This is a genomic window from Caballeronia sp. GAWG1-5s-s (genome assembly GCF_023631445.1).
In the GTDB taxonomy this organism is placed as follows: domain Bacteria; phylum Pseudomonadota; class Gammaproteobacteria; order Burkholderiales; family Burkholderiaceae; genus Caballeronia.
Genome location: NZ_JALQDC010000003.1, coordinates 22,300 through 44,237, shown reverse-complemented (window position 1 = coordinate 44,237; position 21,938 = coordinate 22,300). Strand labels below are relative to the sequence as shown.

22 protein-coding genes are annotated in these 21,938 nt (G+C 63.8%); 14 read left to right on the top strand and 8 right to left on the bottom strand.

Annotation, left to right across the window (positions count from 1 at the left end; genetic code table 11):
* Window positions 1-72 precede the first annotated feature (72 nt).
* From queA to secF, 5 genes are all read left to right on the top strand, one after another.
* Window positions 73-1,116, top strand: coding sequence for a tRNA preQ1(34) S-adenosylmethionine ribosyltransferase-isomerase QueA (gene queA / locus NCR34_RS02685; protein ID WP_248321208.1), 1,044 nt, complete (start codon window positions 73-75; stop codon window positions 1,114-1,116).
* Between the two features lie 52 nt (window positions 1,117-1,168).
* A complete protein-coding gene (gene tgt, locus NCR34_RS02680) occupies window positions 1,169-2,329 on the top strand; it encodes a tRNA guanosine(34) transglycosylase Tgt (RefSeq protein WP_250499027.1) in 1,161 nt (386 codons plus the stop codon).
* A gap of 206 nt (window positions 2,330-2,535) precedes the next feature.
* Window positions 2,536-2,865 (top strand): preprotein translocase subunit YajC, encoded by a 330-nt coding sequence (yajC, locus tag NCR34_RS02675; protein ID WP_159835259.1) that lies wholly within the window; start codon window positions 2,536-2,538, stop codon window positions 2,863-2,865.
* Between the two features lie 131 nt (window positions 2,866-2,996).
* Window positions 2,997-5,075: a protein translocase subunit SecD gene (gene secD / locus NCR34_RS02670; protein ID WP_248321206.1), complete on the top strand. Its 2,079-nt coding sequence runs from the start codon at window positions 2,997-2,999 to the stop codon at window positions 5,073-5,075.
* 18 nt (window positions 5,076-5,093) lie between these two features.
* Window positions 5,094-6,044: a protein translocase subunit SecF gene (secF, locus tag NCR34_RS02665; RefSeq protein WP_248321204.1), complete on the top strand. Its 951-nt coding sequence runs from the start codon at window positions 5,094-5,096 to the stop codon at window positions 6,042-6,044.
* 82 nt (window positions 6,045-6,126) lie between these two features.
* Here the strand turns inward: secF and NCR34_RS02660 are convergent, their stop codons facing one another.
* From NCR34_RS02660 to NCR34_RS02650, 3 genes are all read right to left on the bottom strand, one after another.
* Window positions 6,127-6,690 (bottom strand): YceI family protein, encoded by a 564-nt coding sequence (locus NCR34_RS02660; RefSeq protein WP_371747402.1) that lies wholly within the window; start codon window positions 6,688-6,690, stop codon window positions 6,127-6,129.
* Window positions 6,691-6,763: 73 nt separating this feature from the next.
* Complete coding sequence (locus NCR34_RS02655; protein WP_175939471.1) at window positions 6,764-7,327, bottom strand: YceI family protein; 564 nt, start codon at window positions 7,325-7,327, stop codon at window positions 6,764-6,766.
* 121 nt (window positions 7,328-7,448) lie between these two features.
* Entirely contained in the window at window positions 7,449-8,018 is a 570-nt protein-coding gene (locus tag NCR34_RS02650; protein ID WP_248321201.1) for a cytochrome b, read from the bottom strand.
* Window positions 8,019-8,438: 420 nt separating this feature from the next.
* On the opposite strand from NCR34_RS02650, the gene NCR34_RS02645 reads away from it, so the two are divergent.
* From NCR34_RS02645 to NCR34_RS02625, 5 genes are all read left to right on the top strand, one after another.
* On the top strand, window positions 8,439-9,098 hold the full coding sequence (locus tag NCR34_RS02645; RefSeq protein WP_248321199.1) for a paraquat-inducible protein A: 660 nt from the start codon (window positions 8,439-8,441) through the stop codon (window positions 9,096-9,098).
* On the top strand, window positions 9,095-9,784 hold the full coding sequence (locus NCR34_RS02640) for a paraquat-inducible protein A (RefSeq protein WP_371747371.1): 690 nt from the start codon (window positions 9,095-9,097) through the stop codon (window positions 9,782-9,784). The genes NCR34_RS02645 and NCR34_RS02640 overlap by 4 nt, the downstream gene beginning before the upstream one ends.
* Entirely contained in the window at window positions 9,777-11,438 is a 1,662-nt protein-coding gene (locus NCR34_RS02635) for a PqiB family protein (RefSeq protein WP_248321198.1), read from the top strand. Before NCR34_RS02640 ends, NCR34_RS02635 begins: the two co-directional genes overlap by 8 nt.
* Window positions 11,435-12,139, top strand: coding sequence for a PqiC family protein (locus tag NCR34_RS02630; protein WP_248321196.1), 705 nt, complete (start codon window positions 11,435-11,437; stop codon window positions 12,137-12,139). The genes NCR34_RS02635 and NCR34_RS02630 overlap by 4 nt, the downstream gene beginning before the upstream one ends.
* Before the next feature lie 221 nt (window positions 12,140-12,360).
* A complete protein-coding gene (locus NCR34_RS02625) occupies window positions 12,361-12,969 on the top strand; it encodes a glutathione S-transferase N-terminal domain-containing protein (RefSeq protein WP_248322244.1) in 609 nt (202 codons plus the stop codon).
* Window positions 12,970-13,014: 45 nt separating this feature from the next.
* On the opposite strand, the gene NCR34_RS02620 is transcribed toward NCR34_RS02625, so the two are convergent.
* The 4 genes from NCR34_RS02620 to NCR34_RS02605 form a co-directional block, all read right to left on the bottom strand.
* Window positions 13,015-14,040 (bottom strand): alpha/beta hydrolase, encoded by a 1,026-nt coding sequence (locus NCR34_RS02620; protein ID WP_248321194.1) that lies wholly within the window; start codon window positions 14,038-14,040, stop codon window positions 13,015-13,017.
* 260 nt (window positions 14,041-14,300) lie between these two features.
* Window positions 14,301-14,858, bottom strand: coding sequence for a TetR/AcrR family transcriptional regulator (locus tag NCR34_RS02615; protein ID WP_248321192.1), 558 nt, complete (start codon window positions 14,856-14,858; stop codon window positions 14,301-14,303).
* Window positions 14,859-15,011: 153 nt separating this feature from the next.
* On the bottom strand, window positions 15,012-16,145 hold the full coding sequence (mnmA, locus tag NCR34_RS02610) for a tRNA 2-thiouridine(34) synthase MnmA (RefSeq protein WP_248321191.1): 1,134 nt from the start codon (window positions 16,143-16,145) through the stop codon (window positions 15,012-15,014).
* Window positions 16,146-16,176: 31 nt separating this feature from the next.
* The gene (locus NCR34_RS02605; protein WP_248321190.1) at window positions 16,177-16,659 is read right to left on the bottom strand and encodes an NUDIX hydrolase; all 483 of its coding nucleotides are present in this window, start codon (window positions 16,657-16,659) and stop codon (window positions 16,177-16,179) included.
* 216 nt (window positions 16,660-16,875) lie between these two features.
* On the opposite strand from NCR34_RS02605, the gene NCR34_RS02600 reads away from it, so the two are divergent.
* Genes NCR34_RS02600 through NCR34_RS02590 form a run of 3 tightly spaced genes read left to right on the top strand, consistent with a single transcriptional unit; the run spans window position 16,876 to window position 19,798 of the window.
* Window positions 16,876-18,021 (top strand): Re/Si-specific NAD(P)(+) transhydrogenase subunit alpha, encoded by a 1,146-nt coding sequence (locus NCR34_RS02600; RefSeq protein WP_250499026.1) that lies wholly within the window; start codon window positions 16,876-16,878, stop codon window positions 18,019-18,021.
* Between the two features lie 13 nt (window positions 18,022-18,034).
* Window positions 18,035-18,355 (top strand): NAD(P) transhydrogenase subunit alpha part 2, encoded by a 321-nt coding sequence (locus NCR34_RS02595; RefSeq protein WP_175939459.1) that lies wholly within the window; start codon window positions 18,035-18,037, stop codon window positions 18,353-18,355.
* Window positions 18,356-19,798 (top strand): NAD(P)(+) transhydrogenase (Re/Si-specific) subunit beta, encoded by a 1,443-nt coding sequence (locus tag NCR34_RS02590; RefSeq protein WP_175939458.1) that lies wholly within the window; start codon window positions 18,356-18,358, stop codon window positions 19,796-19,798.
* Window positions 19,799-19,871: 73 nt separating this feature from the next.
* On the opposite strand, the gene NCR34_RS02585 is transcribed toward NCR34_RS02590, so the two are convergent.
* Window positions 19,872-20,390, bottom strand: a complete 519-nt coding sequence (locus NCR34_RS02585) for a hypothetical protein (RefSeq protein ID WP_250499025.1) — start codon at window positions 20,388-20,390, stop codon at window positions 19,872-19,874.
* 172 nt (window positions 20,391-20,562) lie between these two features.
* Here NCR34_RS02585 and NCR34_RS02580 point away from each other — a divergent pair, with 172 nt between their 5' ends.
* Window positions 20,563-21,864 (top strand): THUMP domain-containing class I SAM-dependent RNA methyltransferase, encoded by a 1,302-nt coding sequence (locus NCR34_RS02580; protein ID WP_248321184.1) that lies wholly within the window; start codon window positions 20,563-20,565, stop codon window positions 21,862-21,864.
* The last annotated feature ends 74 nt before the right edge of the window (window positions 21,865-21,938 follow it).

Here is a 21,938-nt window from a genome sequence, read left to right as displayed (position 1 = left end):
TTCGCAAGTACAATGTGAGGTTTGTTCGGCGCTGGTGCCTTGTTTTCAGCTTCGTTCGCACGACTTCAAGCCATGTTCACGCTTTCCGATTTCGATTTTAATCTGCCGCCCGAGCTGATCGCGCAGAGCGCGCTCGCCGAGCGCAGCGCGAGCCGCCTGCTCGAAGTGGACAACCGCGCCTTGCCGGCCACGCTCATCGACCGGCGCTTTTCCGAACTGCCCGACTTGATTCAGCCGGGCGACCTGCTCGTCTTCAACGATACCAAAGTCCTGAAGGCGCGGTTCTTCGGCCAGAAGGCCAGTGGCGGGCGCGTAGAAGTGCTGATCGAGCGCCTTACCGGCCCGACGACCGCGCTCGCCCAAATTCGCGCGAGCAAGAGTCCCGCGGCGGGCAGCACGATCAAGCTCGCGGACGCGTTCGACGTGACCGTCGGCGAGCGCGTCGAGCCCTTCTACACGCTGCATTTCCCGGCCGATTGCCTGACGCTCATCGAGCAATACGGGCGCTTGCCGCTGCCGCCGTATATCGAGCACGACGCCGACGCCTACGACGAATCGCGCTACCAGACCGTCTATGCCGCGAATCCCGGCGCGGTGGCCGCGCCGACGGCGGGCCTCCATTTCGATGACGCCCTCTTCGCCCGGCTGGATGCGCGCGGCGTCGAACGTGCGACGCTTACGCTGCACGTCGGCGCGGGCACGTTCCAGCCAGTGCGCGTCGACAACATCGCCGAGCACAAGATGCATAGCGAGTGGTACGCGCTGCCGCAGTCGCTCGTGGATCGCATCGCGGCCGTGAAGGCGCGCGGCAATCGCGTGATCGCCGTCGGAACGACCTCCATGCGCGCGCTCGAAGCCGCCGCCCGCGACGCCGCCGAGGCCGGCCGCCCGCTTGCCGCGACCAGCGCAGAAACCGATATCTTCATCACGCCGGGCTACGAATTCCGCATCGTCGACCGGCTGATTACCAACTTCCATTTGCCGAAATCGACGCTGATGATGCTCGTCTCCGCGTTCGCCGGCATGGAGACGATCCGCGAGGCGTACCGTCACGCGATCGAGGCGCGTTACCGCTTTTTCAGCTATGGCGACGCGATGCTGCTCACGCGCGCTTGAGCTTTTCTCAACCCGACGCGCCGGACTGTTCTCCGGTAGCACAGGAATCTACATGACAGTGAATCACACCCCGCCGGACAACGGCCTCAAGTTCGAACTGCTGACGACCGACGGGCAGGCCCGCCGCGGCCGCCTCACGCTCAATCACGGCGTCATCGAAACGCCGATTTTCATGCCGGTCGGCACGTACGGCACCGTGAAGGCGATCCAGCCGCGCGAACTCGAAGAAATCCGCGCGCAGATCATCCTCGGCAACACGTTTCACCTTTGGCTGCGCCCGGGACTGGAGACGATCGGCGTGCACGGCGGGCTGCATCGCTTCATGGGCTGGGACCGGCCGATTCTCACCGATTCCGGCGGCTTCCAAGTGTTCTCGCTCGGCGATCTGCGCAAGATCACCGAAGATGGCGTCACGTTCGCATCGCCGATCAACGGCGACCGGCTGTTCCTGTCGCCCGAAGTGTCGATGCAAATCCAGAAGGTGCTGAACTCGGACATCGTCATGCAGTTCGACGAATGCACGCCGTACGCGACCAACGGCGTGCCGACCTCGCACCAGGAAGCCGCCGACTCCATGCGCATGTCGATGCGCTGGGCCAAGCGTTCCATCGACGAATTCACGCGGCTCGGCAACCCGAATGCGCTCTTCGGCATCGTGCAGGGCGGCATGTTCGAAGACCTGCGCGACGAATCGCTGGCCGGACTCGCGGACATCGGCTTTCACGGCTTTGCGATCGGCGGGCTGTCGGTCGGCGAGCCGAAGGAAGACATGATGCGCGTCCTGAATCACATCGGACCGAAGCTGCCTGCCGACAAGCCGCATTACCTGATGGGCGTCGGCACGCCGGAGGATCTCGTGGCGGGCGTGGCGGCGGGCGTCGACATGTTCGACTGCGTGATGCCCACGCGCAACGCGCGCAACGGCTGGCTTTTCACGCGCTTCGGCGATCTGAAGATCAAGAACGCGACGCACAAGAATTCGATGAAACCGCTCGACGAAAGCTGCGGCTGCTACACGTGCCGCAATTTCACGCGGGCGTATCTGCATCATCTGCATCGCGTGGGCGAAATTCTCGGCGCGCAGTTGAACACCATCCACAACCTGCACTACTACCTGCAATTGATCGGCGAAGTGCGTGAGTCGATCGAAAATCACAGCTTCGAGGCGTTTCGCAAGACCTTCGCGGAAAACCGGGCGCGCGGGGTCGACTAACTTACGCCAGCCGTCGCGCCGCTCCCATTACAATCACCTTTCTAACGCTCGCCCGAACGGCCCGCGCGCGGGCCTAACGGCTTGATGCCAAAGCGCATTCCGGCGCCTTGCCGGCATGGGCGAGTGGTAGAATGTCGGGCTAATTTCCAAGCCGGTTTTTGAATCGCAATTTCGACGTATTTTCGACGTATAACGGAGAGACCAACGTGTCGTTCATTTCGAATGCCTTTGCACAAGGCGCCACCGCGGGCAGCGCGGAATCGAGCCTGATGAGCTTCCTGCCCCTGATCCTGATGTTCGCGGTGCTGTATTTCATCATGATCCGTCCGCAGATGAAGCGTCAGAAGGAGCATCGCAACATGCTGGCCGCCATGGCCAAGGGCGACGAAGTGGTGACCAACGGCGGTATCGTCGGCAAGGTGACGAAGGTGTCGGAAGCGTATGTCGGCGTCGAAATCGCCGAAGGCACGGAAATCACCGTGCAGAAGGCCTCCGTCACGACTATTCTCCCCAAGGGCACCATCAAGTCGCTGTAAGGCCAGATTCTTTCGCGTCCGGCGCGGCCTCGCTCCGAGCCCTCCGAGTCACACGAGTCACTCAACCGGCTCGTCGCGCATAACGCCGGACGCCCTCTCCCCCGAAGCCAACTTTCTGTTCGGCCATCCCCATGAATCGTTATCCCCTTTGGAAGTATGTCGTGATGCTGGTGGCGCTCGTCATCGGTCTCGTGTACACGCTCCCCAATTTCTTCGGCGAAGCGCCCGCCGTGCAGGTGTCGAGCGGCAAGGCGACCGTCAAGCTGGATTCGTCCACGCTCGCGAATGTGGAAGGCGCGCTCGCCGCGAGCCACATCACGGCTGACGAAGTCACGTTCGACAATTCGCAGACCAACGCGAACATCCGCGTGCGGCTGAAGGACACCGACACGCAGTTGCGCGTGAAGGACCTGCTGACGAAAACGTTGAACAGCGACCCGACCGATCCGCAATACATCGTCGCGCTGAATCTGCAGAGCGCCTCGCCGCGCTGGCTGACGGCCCTGCACGCGCTGCCGATGTACCTCGGCCTCGACTTGCGCGGCGGCGTGCACTTCCTGCTTCAGGTCGACATGGCCGGCGCGCTGAACAAGAAACTCGATTCAGACGCAGCCGACGCCCGCACTTATCTGCGCGATCGCAACATTCGCGATGGCGGCGTGAATCGCGTGGGGCAATCGGTCGTCGTGAATTTCTCGGATCAGGCGGTCGCGGACAACGCGCGCAACCTGCTTTCCACGGGCGTCTCCGAGCTTCAATGGACGACGCGCCAGGGCGGCGACGGCGTTCAGGTGGTCGGCACGTTCTCGGCGGGCACGCAGAAGACGGTGGAGGACGGCGCGCTCAAGCAGAACATCACGACGCTGCATAACCGCGTGAACGAACTCGGCGTCGCGGAGCCGGTGATTCAGCAACAAGGCGCGGACCGCATCGTGGTCGAGCTGCCGGGCGTGCAGGACACGGCGAAGGCGAAGGACATCATCGGCCGCACGGCGACGCTCGAAGCGCGCCTTGCCGACCCGGTGAACACGTACGCCTCCGGCCCGAACGATCCCGTTCCTCCCGGCGACGAAGCGTTCAAGCAAGGCGATCGCACCGTGTTTCTGCGCAAGCAGGTGATTTTCACGGGCGACCGCATCATCGACGCCTCGGCGGGCTTCGACGACCATCAGCGTCCGTCCGTGAACATCCGGCTGGATTCGGCCGGCGGGCGCGCGGTCGGCGCCGTTTCGCGCGACAACATCGGCAAGCCGATGGCGATGGTGCTCTTCGAGAAGGGCAAGGGCGAAGTGCTGACGGTCGCGACCATCCAGTCCGAACTCGGCGACCGCTTCCAGATTACCGGCCAGCCGACGCCGCAAGCCGCGACCGACCTCGCGCTGCTCCTGCGCGCCGGCTCGCTCGCGGCGCCGATGGACATCATCGAGGAACGCACGGTCGGCCCGAGCCTCGGCGCGGACAACATCAAGAAGGGCTTCGATTCGGTCACGTACGGTTTCGCCGCGATCGCCGTCTTCATGATCGTGTACTACCTGCTGTTCGGCCTGATCTCGATGCTCTCGCTGTCCGTGAACCTGCTCCTGCTCGTCGCGATTCTCTCGATGCTGCAGGCCACGCTGACGCTGCCGGGCATTGCCGCTATCGCGCTCGCGCTCGGTATGGCGATCGACGCGAACGTGCTGATCAACGAGCGTATCCGCGAAGAACTGCGCAACGGCGCGCCGCCGCAGACCGCGATTCAGGAAGGCTTCAAGCACGCATGGGCGACGATTCTCGATTCGAACGTCACCACGCTGATCGCCGGCCTCGCGCTGCTCGCGTTCGGCTCGGGTCCGGTGCGCGGCTTCGCGGTGGTGCACTGTATCGGCATTCTGACGTCGATGTTCTCGGCCGTGTTCTTCTCGCGCGGTCTCGTGAACCTGTGGTACGGCGGCAAGAAGAAGCTGAAGTCGCTGGCGATCGGGCAAGTGTGGCGTCCGGAAGGCGCGAGCGCCGAATCGGCCGCTGCGGCGTATCTCGCGGCGCAGCAGGGCGATGAAGCGGTCGCCGAGGAAGTCGTTCCCGCCGCCCGCAGCAAGGCCAAGGCGCGCGCCGCCGCCGCGCCGCGCGCGAGCGCTCAGACGGCCCCGCGCACCGGCAAGCCGACCGTGCGCCGCCGCTCGGGCCCCGGCATCGATCAACAGAAACCGGGCCAGTCCGTTAAGCCCTGAGCCCCGGAGAAACGAAACATGGAATTCTTCCGCATTCGCCGCGACTTGCCGCTGATGCAGCGCGCGTTGATCTTCAACGCGATCTCGCTCATCACGTTCCTCGCGGCTGTCTTTTTCCTCGTGCATCGCGGGCTGCATCTGTCGGTCGAGTTCACCGGCGGCACGGTCATCGAAGTGCAGTATCCGCAGGCCGTGCCGCTCGAACCGGTGCGCGCCACCATGGCGAAACTCGGTTACGGCGACGCGCAAGTGCAGAACTTCGGCACCTCGCGCGACGTGCTGATCCGCCTGCCGCTCAAGCAGGGCCTCACCTCCGCGCAGCAGAGCGACCAGGTGATGAGCGCGCTCAAGTCGAACGACGCGCAAGTCACCTTGCAGCGCGTGGAGTTCGTCGGGCCGCAGGTCGGCAAGGAACTCGTGACCAACGGGCTCGCCGCGCTCGCGTGCGTGGTGATCGGCATCGTGATCTACCTGTCGTTCCGCTTCGAGTGGAAGTACGCGGTGGCGGGCATCATCGCGAACCTGCACGACGTGGTGATCATTCTCGGCTTCTTCGCCTACTTCCAGTGGGAGTTCTCGCTGTCGGTGCTGGCGGCGATTCTCGCGGTGCTCGGCTATTCGGTGAACGAGTCGGTCGTTATCTTCGACCGGATTCGCGAGACCTTCCGCAAGCAGCGCAAGATGACGGTGATCGAAGTCATCAACCACGCGATCACGAGCACGATGTCGCGGACCATCATCACGCACGGCTGTACCGAAATGATGGTGCTCTCGATGTTCTTCTTCGGCGGCCCGACGCTGCACTACTTCGCGCTCGCGCTGACCGTGGGTATTCTGTTCGGTATCTATTCGTCGGTGTTCGTGGCCGCCGCGCTCGCCATGTGGTTCGGCGTCAAGCGTGAAGATCTGATCAAGGACAAGAAGGACAAGTACGATCCGAACGACCCGAACGCGGGCGCTCAGGTTTAACCCTTCTTTTCAGCGCAAAAAGCAAAAGGGCCGGTCTCGATGACCGGCCCTTTTCGTTTCTCCTCGCGCGATGCGCCGAGGCTTACTGCTTCACGCCTTCAGCCTGGATATGCAGCACCGTCTTCAGGCTGAAGCCGTACGACTTGCCGTAGTCCATGCCGAAGTCGCCGCGATCGAACGTCGCCGTCGCTTCCGTGCCGCAGACTTCCTTCTTCATCATCGGGTTCACGAAGCACTTGAAGCTCTCGATCTTCAGGTTCAGCGGCTTCGTCACGCCGTGCATCGTCAACGTGCCGACCACTTCGGACGGCTTGTCGCCGTCGAACTTGATCGACGTGCCCTTGTACACGGCCGTCGGGTACTTGGCGGCATCGAAGAATTCGGGCTTTTGCAGATGCTCGTCGAGCTTGGCGTTGCCCGTGTTGATCGACGACACGTCGATGGTCACGTCCACCGTGCCCGTCTTCGCCGCGCGGTCGAGCACCACGGTGCCGCTGCTCTTGTTGAACTTGCCGCGCCACGTCGACACGCCGCCGAAGTGGTCCGCCTCGAAGCTCGGATACGTGTGGTTCGGGTCGAGCTGGTACGTGTCAGCGGCCATCGCGCTGAAGGACAGGCCGGCTGCGAGCATGCCGGCGGCGATCATCGAAAGCTTGTTCAAGTGCTTCTCCTGACTGAATGAGCGTTGAATCTAGGTTGTTGAACGAAACGGCCGCCGCTTACTTCTTCGCGGCGACGATATGAAACTTGATGACGACATCGTCCGCGACCACCGACGTGTCCTTCCACTCGCCCGTGCCCACGTCGAACTGCGTGCGCTTGATCGGCAGCGCGCCGTCGAAGGTTTCGGTCGCGCCCTGCTGCGTGATGGTGACGGGCACCGTGACCGTCTGCGACTTGCCCTTGATCGTGATCTTCCCGGTGACCTTGTACTGGTTGCCGCCCGCCGGCGCAATGGCGCTCGAAACGAACGTGGCGGTCGGATACGTCGCGCTGTCGAACCATTCCTTGCCGCGCACCTGCTTGTTGTAGTCGTCGTCGCCGAGATCGTAGCTGCCGGTGTCGATGGTGATGTTCGCGCTGCCCGCCGCGGGCTTCGCCGGATCGAACGAAATCTGCGCGTTGAACTTGTTGAACTTGCCGTCGGTGGGCACGTTCATTTGCTTGGACGTGGCGATGACCGAGCTCTTCGCCATATCCACTTGCGCCTGCGCGCCCGCTGCCGTGGCGAGCGATGCTGCGGCCACGGCGGCCAGCATCCAACCATTGAGTTTCAGTTTCATGTGTGCCTTTTTTGACGTATCGACGAGCAACCGGTATTGAAAATCAAAAGCATGCGGGAACCAACAACGAGCCGGACATGCGTTGCCAACGGCGAGGAAACAATCGAACGTTGCGCCTCGATCACTTGATGAAGGGCAGCATGCGGCCGAGCAAGCCGTCGCGATCGACGAAATGATGCTTGAGCGCCGCGAGCACGTGCATGGCGACGAGCACCAGCAGGCCGTAGTTCAGCGCCACATGGACGATGCGCAGCGTCGCCTTGAGCGCCTTGTCGGGTCCGATGATCGTCGGCAGCGGCAGCACGCCGAGATAGACGACCTGCAAGCCCGCCGCCGAGCTGTACAGATAGCCGGACGCGGGAATCACGACCATCAGCACGTAGAGCAGAATATGCGTGACGTGCGCCGCGCCCTGCTGCCAGCGCGGCATGCCGGCCGGCATGGCGGGCGCGCGATGCGTCATGCGCCACACGAGCCGCAGCGCCGCAAGCACGAACACGGTCACGCCGATCCACTTGTGCCACGAAAAGTACTTGAGCTTGGTCGGGGTGAAGCCGGGAATGTCGGTCATGATCCAGCCGAGATAGAACCCGCCCACGATCAAGAGCGCGATGAGCCAGTGAAATGCGATCGCCGTCGCGCCGTATCGCTCGGCCGAACTGGCTTGCGAGATGCCAACACTGCTTTCCATGATGCTGATGTCCTGAATATGGCTAATGTGCGCTGGGTGCGCCTGACCGATGCACGCGCCGCCATGCTACCCGAACAACGGCGAAATGCCATCACACGTGCCGGGACCTGCCGCCCACGCTCCGGGCCAGCACCGGCGCGGCTTTGCGGCCGTTTCCGAGCGATGTACCGCATCCATGCAACGAACTATTCCGCGCATGCAACGGTCGATGCCTCCGGGCGCAGCCAGAAGTGAACGGAACCGTCGGCCGGTTTATTCCGCGCCGGGGTCTCGCTTGCTTCGCGCCTGCCGTATCGTCGCGCGTCATCGGTCTTTGATACCATGCTGCTACCGTGCGCGCTGGCCCGGGACTTGCTCTTTTTGCCCCGGGCCGATCTTGCGGCGCCCCACGAACACGCATGAGAAGGCCCGGCATCGACTATGAATGTGAACGATTCAGAAGAACTGATCGCATGTCACGAATGCGACGCGCTCTTCAGAAAGCGCGCGCTGCCCGAACATAGCACCGCGAACTGTCCGCGCTGCGGCACGCGACTCTACCGCGGCATGACATCCAACCTCGACCGCATCTGCGCGACGACGCTCGCTGCGCTCATCACCTTCGTCATCGCGCAGGCGTTTCCCATCGTCGAGCTCGACGCGAACGGCATTACCTCGCAGACGACGCTCATCGGCGCGATCATCGCGCTGTGGGGCGAGCACATGGAGGTCGTCGCAGTGCTCGTGTTTTGCGCGACCATCCTGTTCCCGCTCTGCGAATTGACCGCCCTGCTCTATGTGCTGATGCCCGTGCGCGCCGGTTATATTCCGCCGGGTTTCGACGTCACCTTGCGCGCGATTCAGTTCGTGCGGCCGTGGGGCATGATCGAAGTGTTCATGCTCGGCGTGCTCGTCACGCTCGTGAAGATGCTGAGCGTCGCGCGCGTGATTCCCGAAGCCGCGCTCTTCGCGTTCGGCGCGCTCACGCTGATGGTGGCAGTCGTCGTCAGTTTCGATCCGCGCTCGCTGTGGGATATCGCGGGCCAGCTTCCCCGGCGCGGGCGCGTGGCCGTCTCGCCGCCCGCGAGGCAGAAATCGTGACCGACATTCCGCGCAACACCGAGTCGTCCGCGCCCGGCGCCGAACCGCCCACGCTGTTCACCACGGCCTCGCGCGAGCGCGTAGTCGGCTGCCACGCCTGCGGCCTCGTGCAGCCGCTCGCGCGCACGGTCGAAAAGCAGCGCTGCACGCGCTGCGGCGCGGCCGTGCACCGGCGCAATCCGGACAGCATCGCGCGAACGTGGGCGCTCCTCATCAGCGCGGCGATCCTCTACATTCCCGCGAACGTCTATCCGATGCTGCACACGTCGTCGATTCTCGGCGCGGAAGACGACACCATCATGAGCGGCGTCGCGTTGTTCTGGAACGATGGCGACTATCCGCTCGCCGTGGTCATTTTCGTGGCGAGCATTCTGGTGCCGATGCTGAAGCTGCTGTCGCTCGCATTTCTGCTCGTGAGCGTGCAGCGGCGCTCGACGTGGCGTCCGCGTCAGCGCACGACGCTCTATCGCATCGTCGAAGGCATCGGCCGATGGTCGATGCTAGACATCTTCGTCGTGACGCTCACCGTCGCGCTGGTGCGCTTCAAGTCGGTCGCGGTCATCACGGCGGGGCCGGCCGCGCTCGCGTTCGCGTCCGTCGTCGTCCTGACGATGCTCGCCTCCATGCAGTTCGACCCACGTCTGATATGGGACAACATAGAACCGTCAGGAAAGAAATATGACTAGTGCCCAAGGTCCGAATGGGCCGGATGCTCCCAAGCCTTTCGAGGAAACGAGCGGCGGCGGACTGCCGCCGAGACTGCCCGAGCCGGTGATCGAGCCGCGCAGCCGCTGGCTGCCGTCGCTCGTGTGGGTCATTCCGATCGTCGCGGCGTTGATCGGCGTGTTCCTGGTCGTGAAGACGGTGTCGAGTCGCGGCCCGACCGTGACTATCAGTTTCGTGAGCGCCGAAGGGCTGGAGCCCGGCAAGACCAAGGTCAAGTTCAAGGACGTGGACATCGGCACGGTCAAGACGATCACGCTGTCGAAGGACCATTCGCGCGTGCTCGTCGATGTCCAGCTCACGAAGGAAGCCACCGATTTCGCCGTGAAGGACACGCGCTTCTGGGTCGTGCGGCCGCGCGTGGCGGCAAGCGGCGTCACCGGTCTTTCCACGCTGCTGTCCGGCGCGTACATCGGCGCGGACGCGGGGAAATCGACCGAGGATCAGAGCTACTTCGTCGGTCTGGAGACGCCGCCTGCCGTCACCGGCGACCAGAAGGGACACACGTTCACGCTGCACGGCGAATCGCTCGGCTCGCTGGATATCGGCTCGCCGGTGTATTACCGGCGCGTGCAGGTCGGGCAGGTCACGGCGTTTTCGCTCGATAAAGACGGCACCGGCGTCACCATGCAGGTTTTCGTGAACGCGCCGTACGATCAGTACGTCGGCACGAACTCGCGCTGGTGGCACGCGAGCGGCGTCGATCTGCGGCTGGATTCGAGCGGCTTCACGCTGAACACGCAGTCGCTCGCCACTGTGGTGCTCGGCGGCATCGCGTTCCAGACGCCGCCGAATCAGCAGGCCGGCGCGCAAGCGAAGGAGAACGCAACCTTCCGCCTCGCCTCGGATCAGGCCGACGCGATGCGCGACCCCGACGGCGATCCGGTGCATGTGGTGATGAACTTCAATCAGTCGTTGCGCGGTTTGTCGGTGGGCGCGCCGGTCGATTTCCGCGGCATCGTGCTCGGACAGGTGACGGGCATCGGCGTGCGATACGACCAGCAGACGCATTCGTTCATGATGCCCGTGACCATCGACCTGTATCCGGACCGGCTCGGCCGCCGTGCGAAAGCCGCGCTGCCCGAACAGGGAACGGAGCAGAGCCACGACATGCTGGAGTTGCTCGTCAAGCGCGGCCTGCGTGGACAGTTGCGCACCGGCAATCTGCTGACGAGCCAGCTTTACGTCGCGCTCGACTTCTTCCCGAAAGCCGCGCCCGCGAAGGTGAACGTGGCGGGCGATCCGATCGAACTGCCGACGGTGCCGAACACGCTCGACGAGCTGCAACTGCAGATTGCCGACATCGCGCGCAAGCTGGACAAGATTCCGTTCGACCAGATCGGCACGAACCTGAACGGCTCGCTGAAGAACGCCAACACGCTCTTCGACCAGCTCAACAAGGAAGTCATGCCCGAAATGCGCGACACGCTCACGCAGGCAAAGAAAACCTTCGGCGCGGCGCAATCGACGCTTCAGCAGGACTCGCCGCTTCAGTCCGACGTGCATCAGGCGATGCAGGAACTCACGCGGACGCTTCAATCGCTCAATGCGCTGGCTGATTATCTGGAACGTCATCCGGAATCGCTGTTGCGCGGCAAACCGGAGGACAAACCATGAGGTTCGGCGCGTTGTTGTTGACGGTGGGCGCGGCGGGCGCGCTGTGCGCGTGCGCGTCCTCGCCGTCGAGCCGGTTCTACACGTTGGGCGGCGCGGCGCAGACGCCGGCTCCGGTGTCGTCGTCGGCGGCGGCGTTCTATTTCCAGCTCGCGCCGGTGGACATGCCCGAGCAGGTTTCGCGCAATCAGCTGGTCGTGCAGACGAGTCCCGCGCAAGTGAGCGTGCTGGAACAGGAACGCTGGGCCTCGCTTCCCGGCGACGAAGTGCGGCGCGCGCTGTCGAGCGATCTCTCGCAGCAGCTGAATGCGATCGATGTCTACGGCACGCCGTATCCGGAATCGGCGCCGGTGTATCGCGTGACGGTGAAGGTGCAGCGGTTCGAGTCGTGGCCGGGCTCGCAGGCCGTGCTCGATGCGGTCTGGAGCGTGCGCGCCGCCGGTTCGCAGACGGTCATGACCTGTCGCACGGTCGCAAACGAGCCTGTCGGCGACGGCTACGGCGCGCTGATCGACGGGCATCGCAAAGCGGTGAATGCGCTCGCCACGGCTATTTCAGCAGGCGTGCGAAGTCTCGCTGCGCTGCCGCCCGCCGTCGCGGCGTCATCGTCCGCCAAGGGCAAGGCGGCAGCGGCCAGCGCGCGCCCTGCGCCGGTTTTGCCGTGCCCGGCGTCGGATGGCGCGACGACTGCCAGCGCGCAGTAAGTTCGGCGCGTTGCATGCGCCGAACGCATAGGAACCCGATATTTCCGTCTGCTTCGCACCGTGTTTCGTCTGCTGATGAGCAGCACTGAGCGTCTTGCGGCAACGGCATGTTGTCGCCAGACGACACCGGCCTGCGCCGCATCTCGAAAATGCAGTTGGCGCAGGCGCGCCCGGTTAAGATCGACCTCCGCTTTATCCGAAACGAACGCGAAGAATAGATGATGAAACTAATCGGTTCGCACACGAGTCCATTCGTCCGCAAGGTGCGGATCGTGATGGCGGAAAAGAAGATCGACTGCGAACTGGTGCTCGAAGATGTCTGGGCATCCGATTCCAAGATCCACGATTTCAACCCGCTCGGCAAAGTGCCGTGTCTGATTCTGGACGGCGGCGAAGCGGTGTTCGATTCGCGCGTGATCTGCGAATACGTGGACACGCTGACGCCGGTCGGCAAGCTGCTGCCCCAGGAACGGCGCGAGCGCACCGAAGTGCGCTGCTGGGAAGCGCTCGCGGACGGCATGCTCGACGCGGCCGTCCTGATTCGCCTCGAAGGCGTGCTGCGCGACGAGGCCCACCGCAGCGACATGTGGATCGCGCGGCAGCGGCACAAGATCGAGGACGGTCTGCGCGCGATGGCGCGTGGTCTCGACACGAAACAGTGGTGCTCCGCGAACCGCTTCACGCTCGCCGACATCGCGTGCGGCTGCGCGCTCGGCTATCTCGACTTCCGCATGCCGGACCTCGACTGGCGCGAGGCCCACCCGGCGCTCGACAAGTTCTACGCGCGGCTCGCGCAACGGCAATCGTTTATCGATACGGAGCCGCGCTGAGGGCCGCGCTCCCGCGCGCGGCGGGAGCGGTCCGGCATCCGCGCGTCACTTCTTCAGCGCGGCCTTGAGCGTCGCGTTGGCCTGCGCGATCGCGGCGCGCGTGGCGGGCGTCCCGGCGAGGGCGTTCAGCATCACGAAATCGTGGATCGTGCCGTTGTAGCGCACCGAAGTCACGGGTACGCCGGCTTCGGTCAGCTTGCGCGCGTAGGCTTCGCCTTCATCGCGCAGCACGTCGTTTTCGTCGGTGATGACGAGCGCCGGCGGCAATCCCTTCAATTCGTCGATGCTTGCGCGCAGCGGCGACGCCGTAACCTTCGCGCGATCTGCGGCGTTCGGCGCGTAGGCGTCCCAGAACCACTTCATCGCGTCGCGCGTGAGCCACGGGCCGTTGGCGAACTCGTTGTACGCGCCGTCATCGAAATTGGCGTCCGTCACCGGATAGAACAGCACTTGCGCGCGCAGCGCCGGGCCGTGCCGCTCCTTTGCCAGCAGCGTCACGGCCGCGGCCATGTTGCCGCCGACGCTATCGCCGGCCACCGCCATGCGCGACGCATCGACATCGAACTCGCGGGCGTGGTCCGCGACGTAACGCGTCGCCGCGTACGCTTCCTCGATCGGCACCGGATACTTCGTCTCGGGCGAGCGGTCGTAATCGACGAACACGACTTCGGCCTCTGCCCCGTTCGCGATTTCGCGCACCAGCCGGTCGTGCGTGTTCTTGTCGCCCAGCACCCAGCCGCCGCCGTGGAAATACATGATGACGGGCAACGCGCCCTTCGCATGCGCCGGCCGGACGATGCGCAACGCGATCTTGCCCGTTGGACCGGCTTCGATCACGCGGTCTTCGATCTTCGCGGCTTCCTTCTTCACCGGCTGCGCTTGCGCGCCTGCGAGCACGTTGCGCGCGTCGGCCGGGGAAAGCGTGTAGATCGGCGGGCCGTTCTTGGCGGCGAGCGTGTCGATGAACTGCTGCGTCGTCGGTTCAAGCACCGGCGCGGCGTCGGCTGCGGTATGCGACAGAACGGCGGTGGCAACGGCGGTTGCGATCAACGTGGCTTTCAGCTTTTTCATGGTGTGCTCCGGTCGGTAAAAAGGAAACGTAAGTTTGATGCTTATCTACTACTAGATAGATAAATCGACGGAATCGTGTGGTGCATCTGGTTCGTGTGCGTAGCGCGGCTATCCCCGCAATACAGCCGGGCGCGCCACGCAAGGCTCGCGAAGGTGCCCTCTCTTCATGTCGGGATGATTCACGCCAAAATCTACCTATCGAACGATAGACATAGGCAAAAGGGAAAACGGGTTTTTCACAGACTTATCCACAGGGTTATCTACCGCCGCACCGTTGCGGCAACCTCATCCAGACGCGCCCGCGTCTGAAACAATCGGCACGCGAGCAGACTGCCCTGAAATGCGGCGTACAGCGCGCGCGCCGCCGCTTCCGGCTTGCCTCCGGCATCGAGCGTATCCTGCGCCTCGCCTTCTGCCAGGACCTTTGCCAGCCAGTTTTCGTTAGCGCGAAAGAACGCCTGAATGGCATGACGCACTTTCTCCGGCAACGACTCGATGTCCGCTGCCAGCATGCCGCATAGGCAGACCTGAGTCCCGTCGCCGATGATGCGCCCGAAGAGCTTCGTGTAGCGGTCGAGCTTCTTGTCGGCCGAGGCCGAACTGTCGATGGCATAGACCGAGGACATGACGTCCGCGCTATAGGCGTTCACCGCTTCGAGCGCAAGGTCTTCCTTCGTTGGAAAGTAATAGTGGATGCTCGACGTCTTCACACCGACGAGTTCCGACAAGTCGCGATAGCTGAAGCCGTTGTAGCCGCGCTTCATCATGACCGTCTGCGCGTGATCGAGCAGCGCCTCGCGTACCGTGTTCTTGTCCATCGCGTGATTCACCGTTCATCCGATGTCGATGCCCTCACTTTATCTATCGATAGGTAGAGAGTCAAGCGATTGTATCAAATGACTTTTTATCGAGTCGATAGGAAACGGCCATCGAAGCGCGCCCTGGAGCACGCGCGTCCGGGGCGCGTGTCTTCAGCTTGCAGTCGCCGCTACGACGCGCGGCGCGTGCGGTACCACGTCCGCCGCCGCGCTTTCGATGATCCCACCGCCGAGACACACGTCGCCCTGATACAGCACGGCCGACTGTCCCGGCGTCACCGCCCACTGCGCTTCATCGAAGTTCAATTCGAAATGACCGTCGTCCGCAGCGGCGAAGCGGCACGCGGCGTCCTGCTGCCGATAGCGCGTCTTGGCCGCGCACGCGGTGCCGTCCTCGGGCGCGAAACCCGCGACCCAGCTCGTGTTCCCCGCGACGAGCGTCTGCGACAGAAGCCACGGATGGTCGTGGCCCTGCACGACATAGAGCGTGTTGCTCGCCATGTCCTTGCCCGCGACGAACCACGGCTCGCCGCTGCCGTCCTTCGCGCCGCCGATGCCGATGCCCTTGCGCTGCCCGAACGTATAGAACGCAAGCCCGATGTGCTCGCCGACGACCTTCCCTTCGGCCGTCTTCATCGGGCCGGGTTGCGTCGGCAGATAGCGGTTCAGGAAGTCGCGAAACGGCCGTTCGCCGATGAAGCAGATGCCGGTCGAATCCTTCTTCTTCGCGTTCGGCAGGCCGATCTGCGCGGCGATTTCCCGCACCTTCGTCTTCGGAATCTCGCCGAGCGGGAAGAGCGTCTTCGAAAGCTGCTGCTGATTCAGCCGATACAGGAAGTACGACTGGTCCTTCGTCGAATCGGTGGCCTTCAGCAACTGGAAGAGGCCATTCTGTTCGCGCACGCGGGCGTAGTGGCCGGTCGCGATGGTTTCCGCGCCGAGCGACATCGCGTGATCGAGGAATGCCTTGAACTTGATCTCGGCGTTGCACAGCACGTCCGGATTCGGCGTGCGGCCGGCCGAGTACTCGCGCAAAAACTCGGCGAACACGCGGTCCTTGTATTCGGCGGCGAAGTTGACCGCCTCGACGTCGATGCCGATCAGGTCCGCCACCGACACCACATCGATCCAGTCCTGCCGCGTCGAGCAATATTCGCCGTCGTCGTCATCTTCCCAGTTCTTCATGAACAGGCCGACGACGTCGTAGCCCTGCTCTTTCAGCAGCCACGCCGTCACCGACGAATCCACGCCGCCCGACATGCCCACCACTACTCTTCGCTTGCTCATAGGATTACCGCGTTGTTGGCGCGCGAGCGCGTCAGGAGCGCACCACCGGCGCGACCGAATGCGTATGGATGAAATCGAGTGGCACGCGCCGCCCGGCCAGATAGTCGTCGACACACTGCATGACGAGCGGCGTGCGATGCTGCGCGGCCGTCGCGCGCAGTTCGTCGGGCGTGAGCCACATTGCGCGAACGATGCCTTTGTCCAGCGCGCGCCCCGCCACTTCGCCCGCAGACTTGCCGCAGAAGGTGAAGCGCAGATACGTCACGTCGCGCCCCGGACGCTGAAAGTGCGTCATGTACGCGCCGACGAGCGCCTCGGGCTCGAAGCGATGCGCCGTTTCTTCCAGCGTCTCGCGAATGACCGCCTCGACGAGCGTTTCGCCCGCTTCGAGATGACCGGCCGGTTGGTTGATTCGCAGCCCTGCGGACGTGTGTTCCTCGATGACGAGGAAGCGCCCGTCCTGCTCGACGACCGCCGCGACCGTAACGTGAGGAGCCCAAGTATCTGATTTCATGGCCGACATTTTACCGTCACCCGTCCGATCACGTGCGCGCGGCCTAAGGGTTAGCGCGGAGTGCGATCGCGCCCCGGATCGCATTTTGGGCGCTTATTCTTCAGTTAGAGTTGAGAACGTCGTCCGTCAGCATCTGAAACCCGAAAACAGCCTTGGTCTCTCCCTCAAGCGTGGCCGCGCGCGAGGGCAAGAAAAGAAAAGACAGGAGGATTCAACATGCATATCGGAGTGCCTGCCGAGACGCGGGCGAACGAGGCGCGCGTCGCCGCCACGCCGGAGACCGTGAAAAAGCTCGTCGCGCAAGGACACCGCCTTTCGGTGCAAAGCGGCGCGGGCGTGCGGGCGAGCTATATCGACGACGCGTTCGCGCAAGCGGGCGCGGATATCGTCGATGCCGGCACCGCGTTTTCAGCCGACATCGTGCTCAAGGTCCAGTCGCCATCCGCCGAAGAGCTCTCGACGATGAAGCCGGGCGCCGTGCTCATCGGCATGCTCGATCCGTTCAACACCGAGAACACCGCGCGGCTCGCAGCGGCCAACATCACCGCGTTCGCGCTCGAAGCCGCGCCGCGCACGACGCGCGCGCAGAGCCTCGACGTGCTCTCGTCGCAAGCGAACATCGCCGGATACAAGGCCGTGCTGATGGCCTGCCAGTACTATCAGCGATTCATGCCGATGCTCATGACCGCCGCCGGCACCGTGAAAGCGGCGCGCGTGCTCGTGCTCGGCGCGGGCGTCGCGGGCCTGCAGGCGATCGCGACGGCCAAGCGCCTCGGCGCCGTGGTCGAAGCGTCGGATGTGCGGCCGGCCGTGAAGGAGCAGATCGAATCGCTCGGCGCGAAGTTCGTCGACGTGCCTTTCGAAACCGACGAGGAACGCGAGGCGGCGCAAGGCGTCGGCGGCTACGCGCGTCCGATGCCGCCGAGCTGGCTCGCGCGACAGTCCGCGCTCGTGCACGAACGCGCGAAGGCGGCCGACATCGTCATCTCGACCGCGCTGATTCCCGGCCGTCCCGCGCCGACGCTCATCTCGGTGGAAACGGTGAAGCACATGAAACCCGGAAGCGTGATCGTGGATCTCGCCGCCGGACGCGGCCCCGAGTTCGAAGGCAGAAAAGGCGGCAATTGCCCGCTTACCGAAGTCGATCAGGTGGTGACGAAGCATGGCGTGCATATCGTCGGCCACACGAATCTGGCTTCGATGGTCGCCGCCGACGCCTCCGCGCTCTACGCGCGCAATCTGCTCGACTTCCTGAAGCTGATCCTGACGAAGGAAGGCACGCTCAACATCGACCTCGCGGACGACATCGTCGCGGCCACGCTCCAGTGCCGCGACGGACAGCTCGCCCGCGCGACCGCCTGACACGGAGACGAACATGGACGTCATCAACCATACGGTGATCAACCTCATCATCTTCGTGCTGGCGATCTACGTCGGCTATCACGTGGTCTGGAACGTGACGCCCGCGCTGCATACGCCGCTCATGGCCGTGACGAACGCCATTTCGGCGATCGTGATCGTCGGCGCGATGCTCGCGGTCGGGCTCACGGTCGGCGGCACGGGCAAGTTCTTCGGCGCGCTCGCGGTGCTGCTCGCGGCGGTGAACGTGTTCGGCGGCTTTCTCGTCACGCGGCGCATGCTCGAAATGTTCAAGAAGAAGGAACCGAGGAAGCTGACCAGCAAGGAGGGCGCGTAAATGAGCATGAACGTCGTCACTCTCCTGTATCTGATCGCGTCGGTGTGCTTCATTCAGGCGCTCAAGGGCCTGTCGAATCCGAAGACCGCGCGCATCGGCAATACGTTCGGCATGGCGGGCATGGCCATCGCCATTTTCACGACGCTCGCGCTCATCACAAAGCAGGCCGCTGATCTCGGCTCCAATCTTTCGCTCGGGCTGTCGCTCCTGTTCGCGGCGTTGATCATCGGCGGCGCGGCGGGCGCGTATATCGCGGCGAAAGTCGAGATGACGAAGATGCCCGAGCTCGTCGCCGCGATGCACTCGCTGATCGGTCTCGCGGCCGTGTGCATCGCGTATGCGGTGGTTGCGGAGCCGTCCGCGTTCGGACTCGCGCCGCCGGGCTATCTGATTCCCTACGGCAATCGCGTCGAGTTGTTCATCGGCACGTTCGTCGGCGCGATCACGTTTTCGGGATCGGTGATCGCCTTTGGCAAGCTCTCGGGCAAGTACAAGTTCCGGCTCTTTCAGGGCGCGCCGGTGGTCTACTCGGGGCAGCATTTGATCAACCTGCTGCTGGCTGTCGCGATGATCGGCTTCGGCATCATCTTCATGGTGACGCAGTCGTGGCTGCCGTTCGTCATCATGACGCTGATCGCGTTCGCGCTCGGCGTGCTCATCATCATTCCGATTGGCGGCGCGGACATGCCGGTCGTGGTCTCCATGCTCAATTCGTACTCGGGCTGGGCGGCGGCGGGCATCGGCTTCTCGCTCAACAATCCGATGCTGATCATCGCGGGATCGCTCGTCGGTTCGTCGGGCGCGATTCTCTCGTACATCATGTGCAAGGCCATGAACCGCTCGTTCTTCAACGTCATTCTCGGCGGCTTCGGCGGTGAGGCGGGCGGCGCGGCGGCGGGCGGCGCGCAGGAGCAGCGGCCGGTGAAGTCCGGTTCCGCCGACGACGCCGCCTTCATGCTCGGCAACGCGGAAAGCGTGGTGATCGTGCCGGGTTACGGGCTCGCCGTCGCACGCGCGCAGCATGCGCTGAAGGAGCTGACGGACAAACTGGTCGAGAAAGGCATCGACGTGCGGTATGCGATTCACCCGGTCGCGGGGCGCATGCCGGGGCATATGAACGTGCTGCTTGCGGAAGCCGAAGTGCCGTACGAGATGGTTCAGGAGATGGAAGACATCAACAGCGAGTTCGGGCAGACGGACGTGGTGCTCGTGCTCGGAGCCAACGACGTGGTGAACCCGGCTGCGAAGACGGACCCGAAATCGCCCATCGCGGGTATGCCGATTCTCGAAGCGTACAAGGCGCGGACGATCATCGTGAACAAGCGGTCGATGGCGGCGGGCTACGCCGGGCTCGATAACGAACTGTTCTATATGGACAAGACGATGATGGTGTTCGGGGATGCGAAGAAGGTGGTCGAGGAGATGATGAAGGCGGTGGAGTGAGGCTTGGCGATCGAGACGAACCGCGCTCGTTCGCCAGTCGTGGACGAGCGCGTAAAGTCATGCCACATACCATTCAATAGCCAACGATCAAGATACCCTTCAGAGGAAGCCGCATTCGGTTGCTCGCAAAGAGAGTATCGAAGAACGTGACGACGCGGTCGAAGTCCGGGTTCGTCACGCCCGCGGCAACGTAGACGTTCCGGACCGCAATCGCCAGATAGTCGACGTCATCCATCATGCAAGCTTGAAAGAGGTCCTTAAGGAACTGGTTGTTGGCCACTCCACGTCCGGCCTCGACTTCGACAACGAACCGTTCGTCCGCATGATAGGCATCCGCTTCGAATGCCTTGGCGACTCGTCCGTTGTTTCCATATAAGACGGGAACGCGAATCTTGTCCGCGTGCTTTTTCCCTGCCTCGACGGCGAAGCCCAGTTCTGCAAGAGGCGCAGCAACGTAGGCCAGAACGCCGTTGCTCGGAAGAGTATGTTGATCCGAAGCAATCGACGAATGAACTTCTTCGAACGCCTGGACCACGCCGACGGCAAGACGCGTCGCTTTGTCGGATCTCGGGAAATATGCCCAGTTGACCATTTTCAAATAGGGTGGCAAATGCACTCACTGAACGTCTGTGCCGAAGCAGAACGAGACGTTGCCACCCGCTAGCCCGGCGCGGCCCCGAAACGACGCGGCGGCAGATTCTAGCGCACAGCCTTTCGAAGTTCCCCGCGTACAATACCGCCTTTGAACCCCGCAACCGCCCCACATGTCCTCCCCTCTTTTCGACTGGTTTGTCCCCTGCCCGCGCGGTCTCGAAGCGCCGCTCGCCGCCGAGCTTGCCGAGATCGGGGAACGACACGTCAGCACCGCGCCGCTCTCGGGAAGCGGTCCGCTCAAGGTCGGCGCGCAAGTGCCGGGCGGCGTGCACTTCCGGGGCGGCTGGGTCGCGGGCATGGCGGCGAACCTGCACTCGCGCATCGCGAGCCGCGTGTTGCTTAAGATCGCGCACGGCCCGTATCGCAACGAGCACGATATCTACGAACTGACGCATCGGCAGCGATGGGAACAGTGGTTCACGCCGAGCCAGACCATGCGCGTCGATCTGACCGCAATCAAATCGCCGCTCAAGAGCCTCGAATTCACGACGCTGCGCGTGAAAGACGCCGTGTGCGACCGCCTGCGCGATCTGAGCGGCGCGCGCCCGAGCATCGATACGGCGCAGCCCGACGTACGCGTGTTCGCGTTCCTCACCATGAACGAGTGCACGCTCTATCTGGACACGTCCGGCGAACCGCTCTTCAAACGCGGCTGGCGGCTCGACAAGGGCGCGGCGCCCCTGCGGGAAAATCTCGCCGCCGGCATTCTGCGCCTGACCGGATGGACGCCCGGCACGCCGCTCTTCGATCCGATGTGCGGTAGCGGCACCTTCCTCGCCGAGGCCGCGCAGACCGCGCTCAACATCGCGCCGGGCAGCGAGCGACGCTTCGGCTTCGAGAAGCTGAAGCCGTTCCATCCGGGCATGTGGCAAAAGCTCAAGAACGCCGCGATGGAAGCGAAGCGCGCGGCGCGCGCCAACGCGAAGGACATCAACATCTTCGGCAGCGACATCTCCGGCGACATGCTCGACAAGGCGCGCGCGAACCTCAGCCGCGCCGGCGTGCCGGAACTCTCGCTCAAGCAGGTGGACGCCCGCAACATGACGCCGCCCACCGACGCGCCCGGCATCCTCGTCGCGAATCCGCCGTATGGCGAACGTATCGAAGTGCGCGGACGCGGCCCGCGCGGCGAAATCCGCGACACGGCTCGTTCGCGCCGCGAGGATGACGACGCATTCGCCCGCGCTCAGCCCGATCCAGCCGACACCGAGTTCTTCGTCTCGTTCGGCAACGCGCTCAAGCAACGCTTCCCCGGCTGGCGCGCCTATGTGCTCACGTCCGACCGCAAGCTGCCCGGCATGCTGCGGCTGCGGGAATCGACGAAGACGCCGCTTTTCAACGGCGCGCTCGAATGCCGGCTGTTCCGCTTCGACCTCGTGGCGGGCAGCGTGCGCAACCGGGCGGAAGAGTAGGCGCTGCGCAGGGAGCTCGACCGCTTTCGAGCGAGTATGCCGCGTCCCATGACGTGCGACTACTAGGCCGAATG

What these genes read in the sequence shown, in the direction of transcription:
- queA (WP_248321208.1), top strand. Translation starts at nt 73, where the DNA reads ATGTTCACGCTTTCCGATTTCGATTTTAATCTGCCGCCCGAGCTGATC.
- tgt (WP_250499027.1), top strand. Translation starts at nt 1,169, where the DNA reads ATGACAGTGAATCACACCCCGCCGGACAACGGCCTCAAGTTCGAACTG.
- secD (WP_248321206.1), top strand. Translation starts at nt 2,997, where the DNA reads ATGAATCGTTATCCCCTTTGGAAGTATGTCGTGATGCTGGTGGCGCTC.
- secF (WP_248321204.1), top strand. Translation starts at nt 5,094, where the DNA reads ATGGAATTCTTCCGCATTCGCCGCGACTTGCCGCTGATGCAGCGCGCG.
- NCR34_RS02660 (WP_371747402.1), bottom strand. Translation starts at nt 6,690, where the DNA reads ATGATCGCCGCCGGCATGCTCGCAGCCGGCCTGTCCTTCAGCGCGATG.
- NCR34_RS02655 (WP_175939471.1), bottom strand. Translation starts at nt 7,327, where the DNA reads ATGAAACTGAAACTCAATGGTTGGATGCTGGCCGCCGTGGCCGCAGCA.
- NCR34_RS02650 (WP_248321201.1), bottom strand. Translation starts at nt 8,018, where the DNA reads ATGGAAAGCAGTGTTGGCATCTCGCAAGCCAGTTCGGCCGAGCGATAC.
- NCR34_RS02645 (WP_248321199.1), top strand. Translation starts at nt 8,439, where the DNA reads ATGAATGTGAACGATTCAGAAGAACTGATCGCATGTCACGAATGCGAC.
- NCR34_RS02635 (WP_248321198.1), top strand. Translation starts at nt 9,777, where the DNA reads ATGACTAGTGCCCAAGGTCCGAATGGGCCGGATGCTCCCAAGCCTTTC.
- NCR34_RS02630 (WP_248321196.1), top strand. Translation starts at nt 11,435, where the DNA reads ATGAGGTTCGGCGCGTTGTTGTTGACGGTGGGCGCGGCGGGCGCGCTG.
- NCR34_RS02625 (WP_248322244.1), top strand. Translation starts at nt 12,361, where the DNA reads ATGAAACTAATCGGTTCGCACACGAGTCCATTCGTCCGCAAGGTGCGG.
- NCR34_RS02620 (WP_248321194.1), bottom strand. Translation starts at nt 14,040, where the DNA reads ATGAAAAAGCTGAAAGCCACGTTGATCGCAACCGCCGTTGCCACCGCC.
- NCR34_RS02615 (WP_248321192.1), bottom strand. Translation starts at nt 14,858, where the DNA reads ATGGACAAGAACACGGTACGCGAGGCGCTGCTCGATCACGCGCAGACG.
- mnmA (WP_248321191.1), bottom strand. Translation starts at nt 16,145, where the DNA reads ATGAGCAAGCGAAGAGTAGTGGTGGGCATGTCGGGCGGCGTGGATTCG.
- NCR34_RS02605 (WP_248321190.1), bottom strand. Translation starts at nt 16,659, where the DNA reads ATGAAATCAGATACTTGGGCTCCTCACGTTACGGTCGCGGCGGTCGTC.
- NCR34_RS02600 (WP_250499026.1), top strand. Translation starts at nt 16,876, where the DNA reads ATGCATATCGGAGTGCCTGCCGAGACGCGGGCGAACGAGGCGCGCGTC.
- NCR34_RS02595 (WP_175939459.1), top strand. Translation starts at nt 18,035, where the DNA reads ATGGACGTCATCAACCATACGGTGATCAACCTCATCATCTTCGTGCTG.
- NCR34_RS02590 (WP_175939458.1), top strand. Translation starts at nt 18,356, where the DNA reads ATGAGCATGAACGTCGTCACTCTCCTGTATCTGATCGCGTCGGTGTGC.
- NCR34_RS02585 (WP_250499025.1), bottom strand. Translation starts at nt 20,390, where the DNA reads ATGGTCAACTGGGCATATTTCCCGAGATCCGACAAAGCGACGCGTCTT.
- NCR34_RS02580 (WP_248321184.1), top strand. Translation starts at nt 20,563, where the DNA reads ATGTCCTCCCCTCTTTTCGACTGGTTTGTCCCCTGCCCGCGCGGTCTC.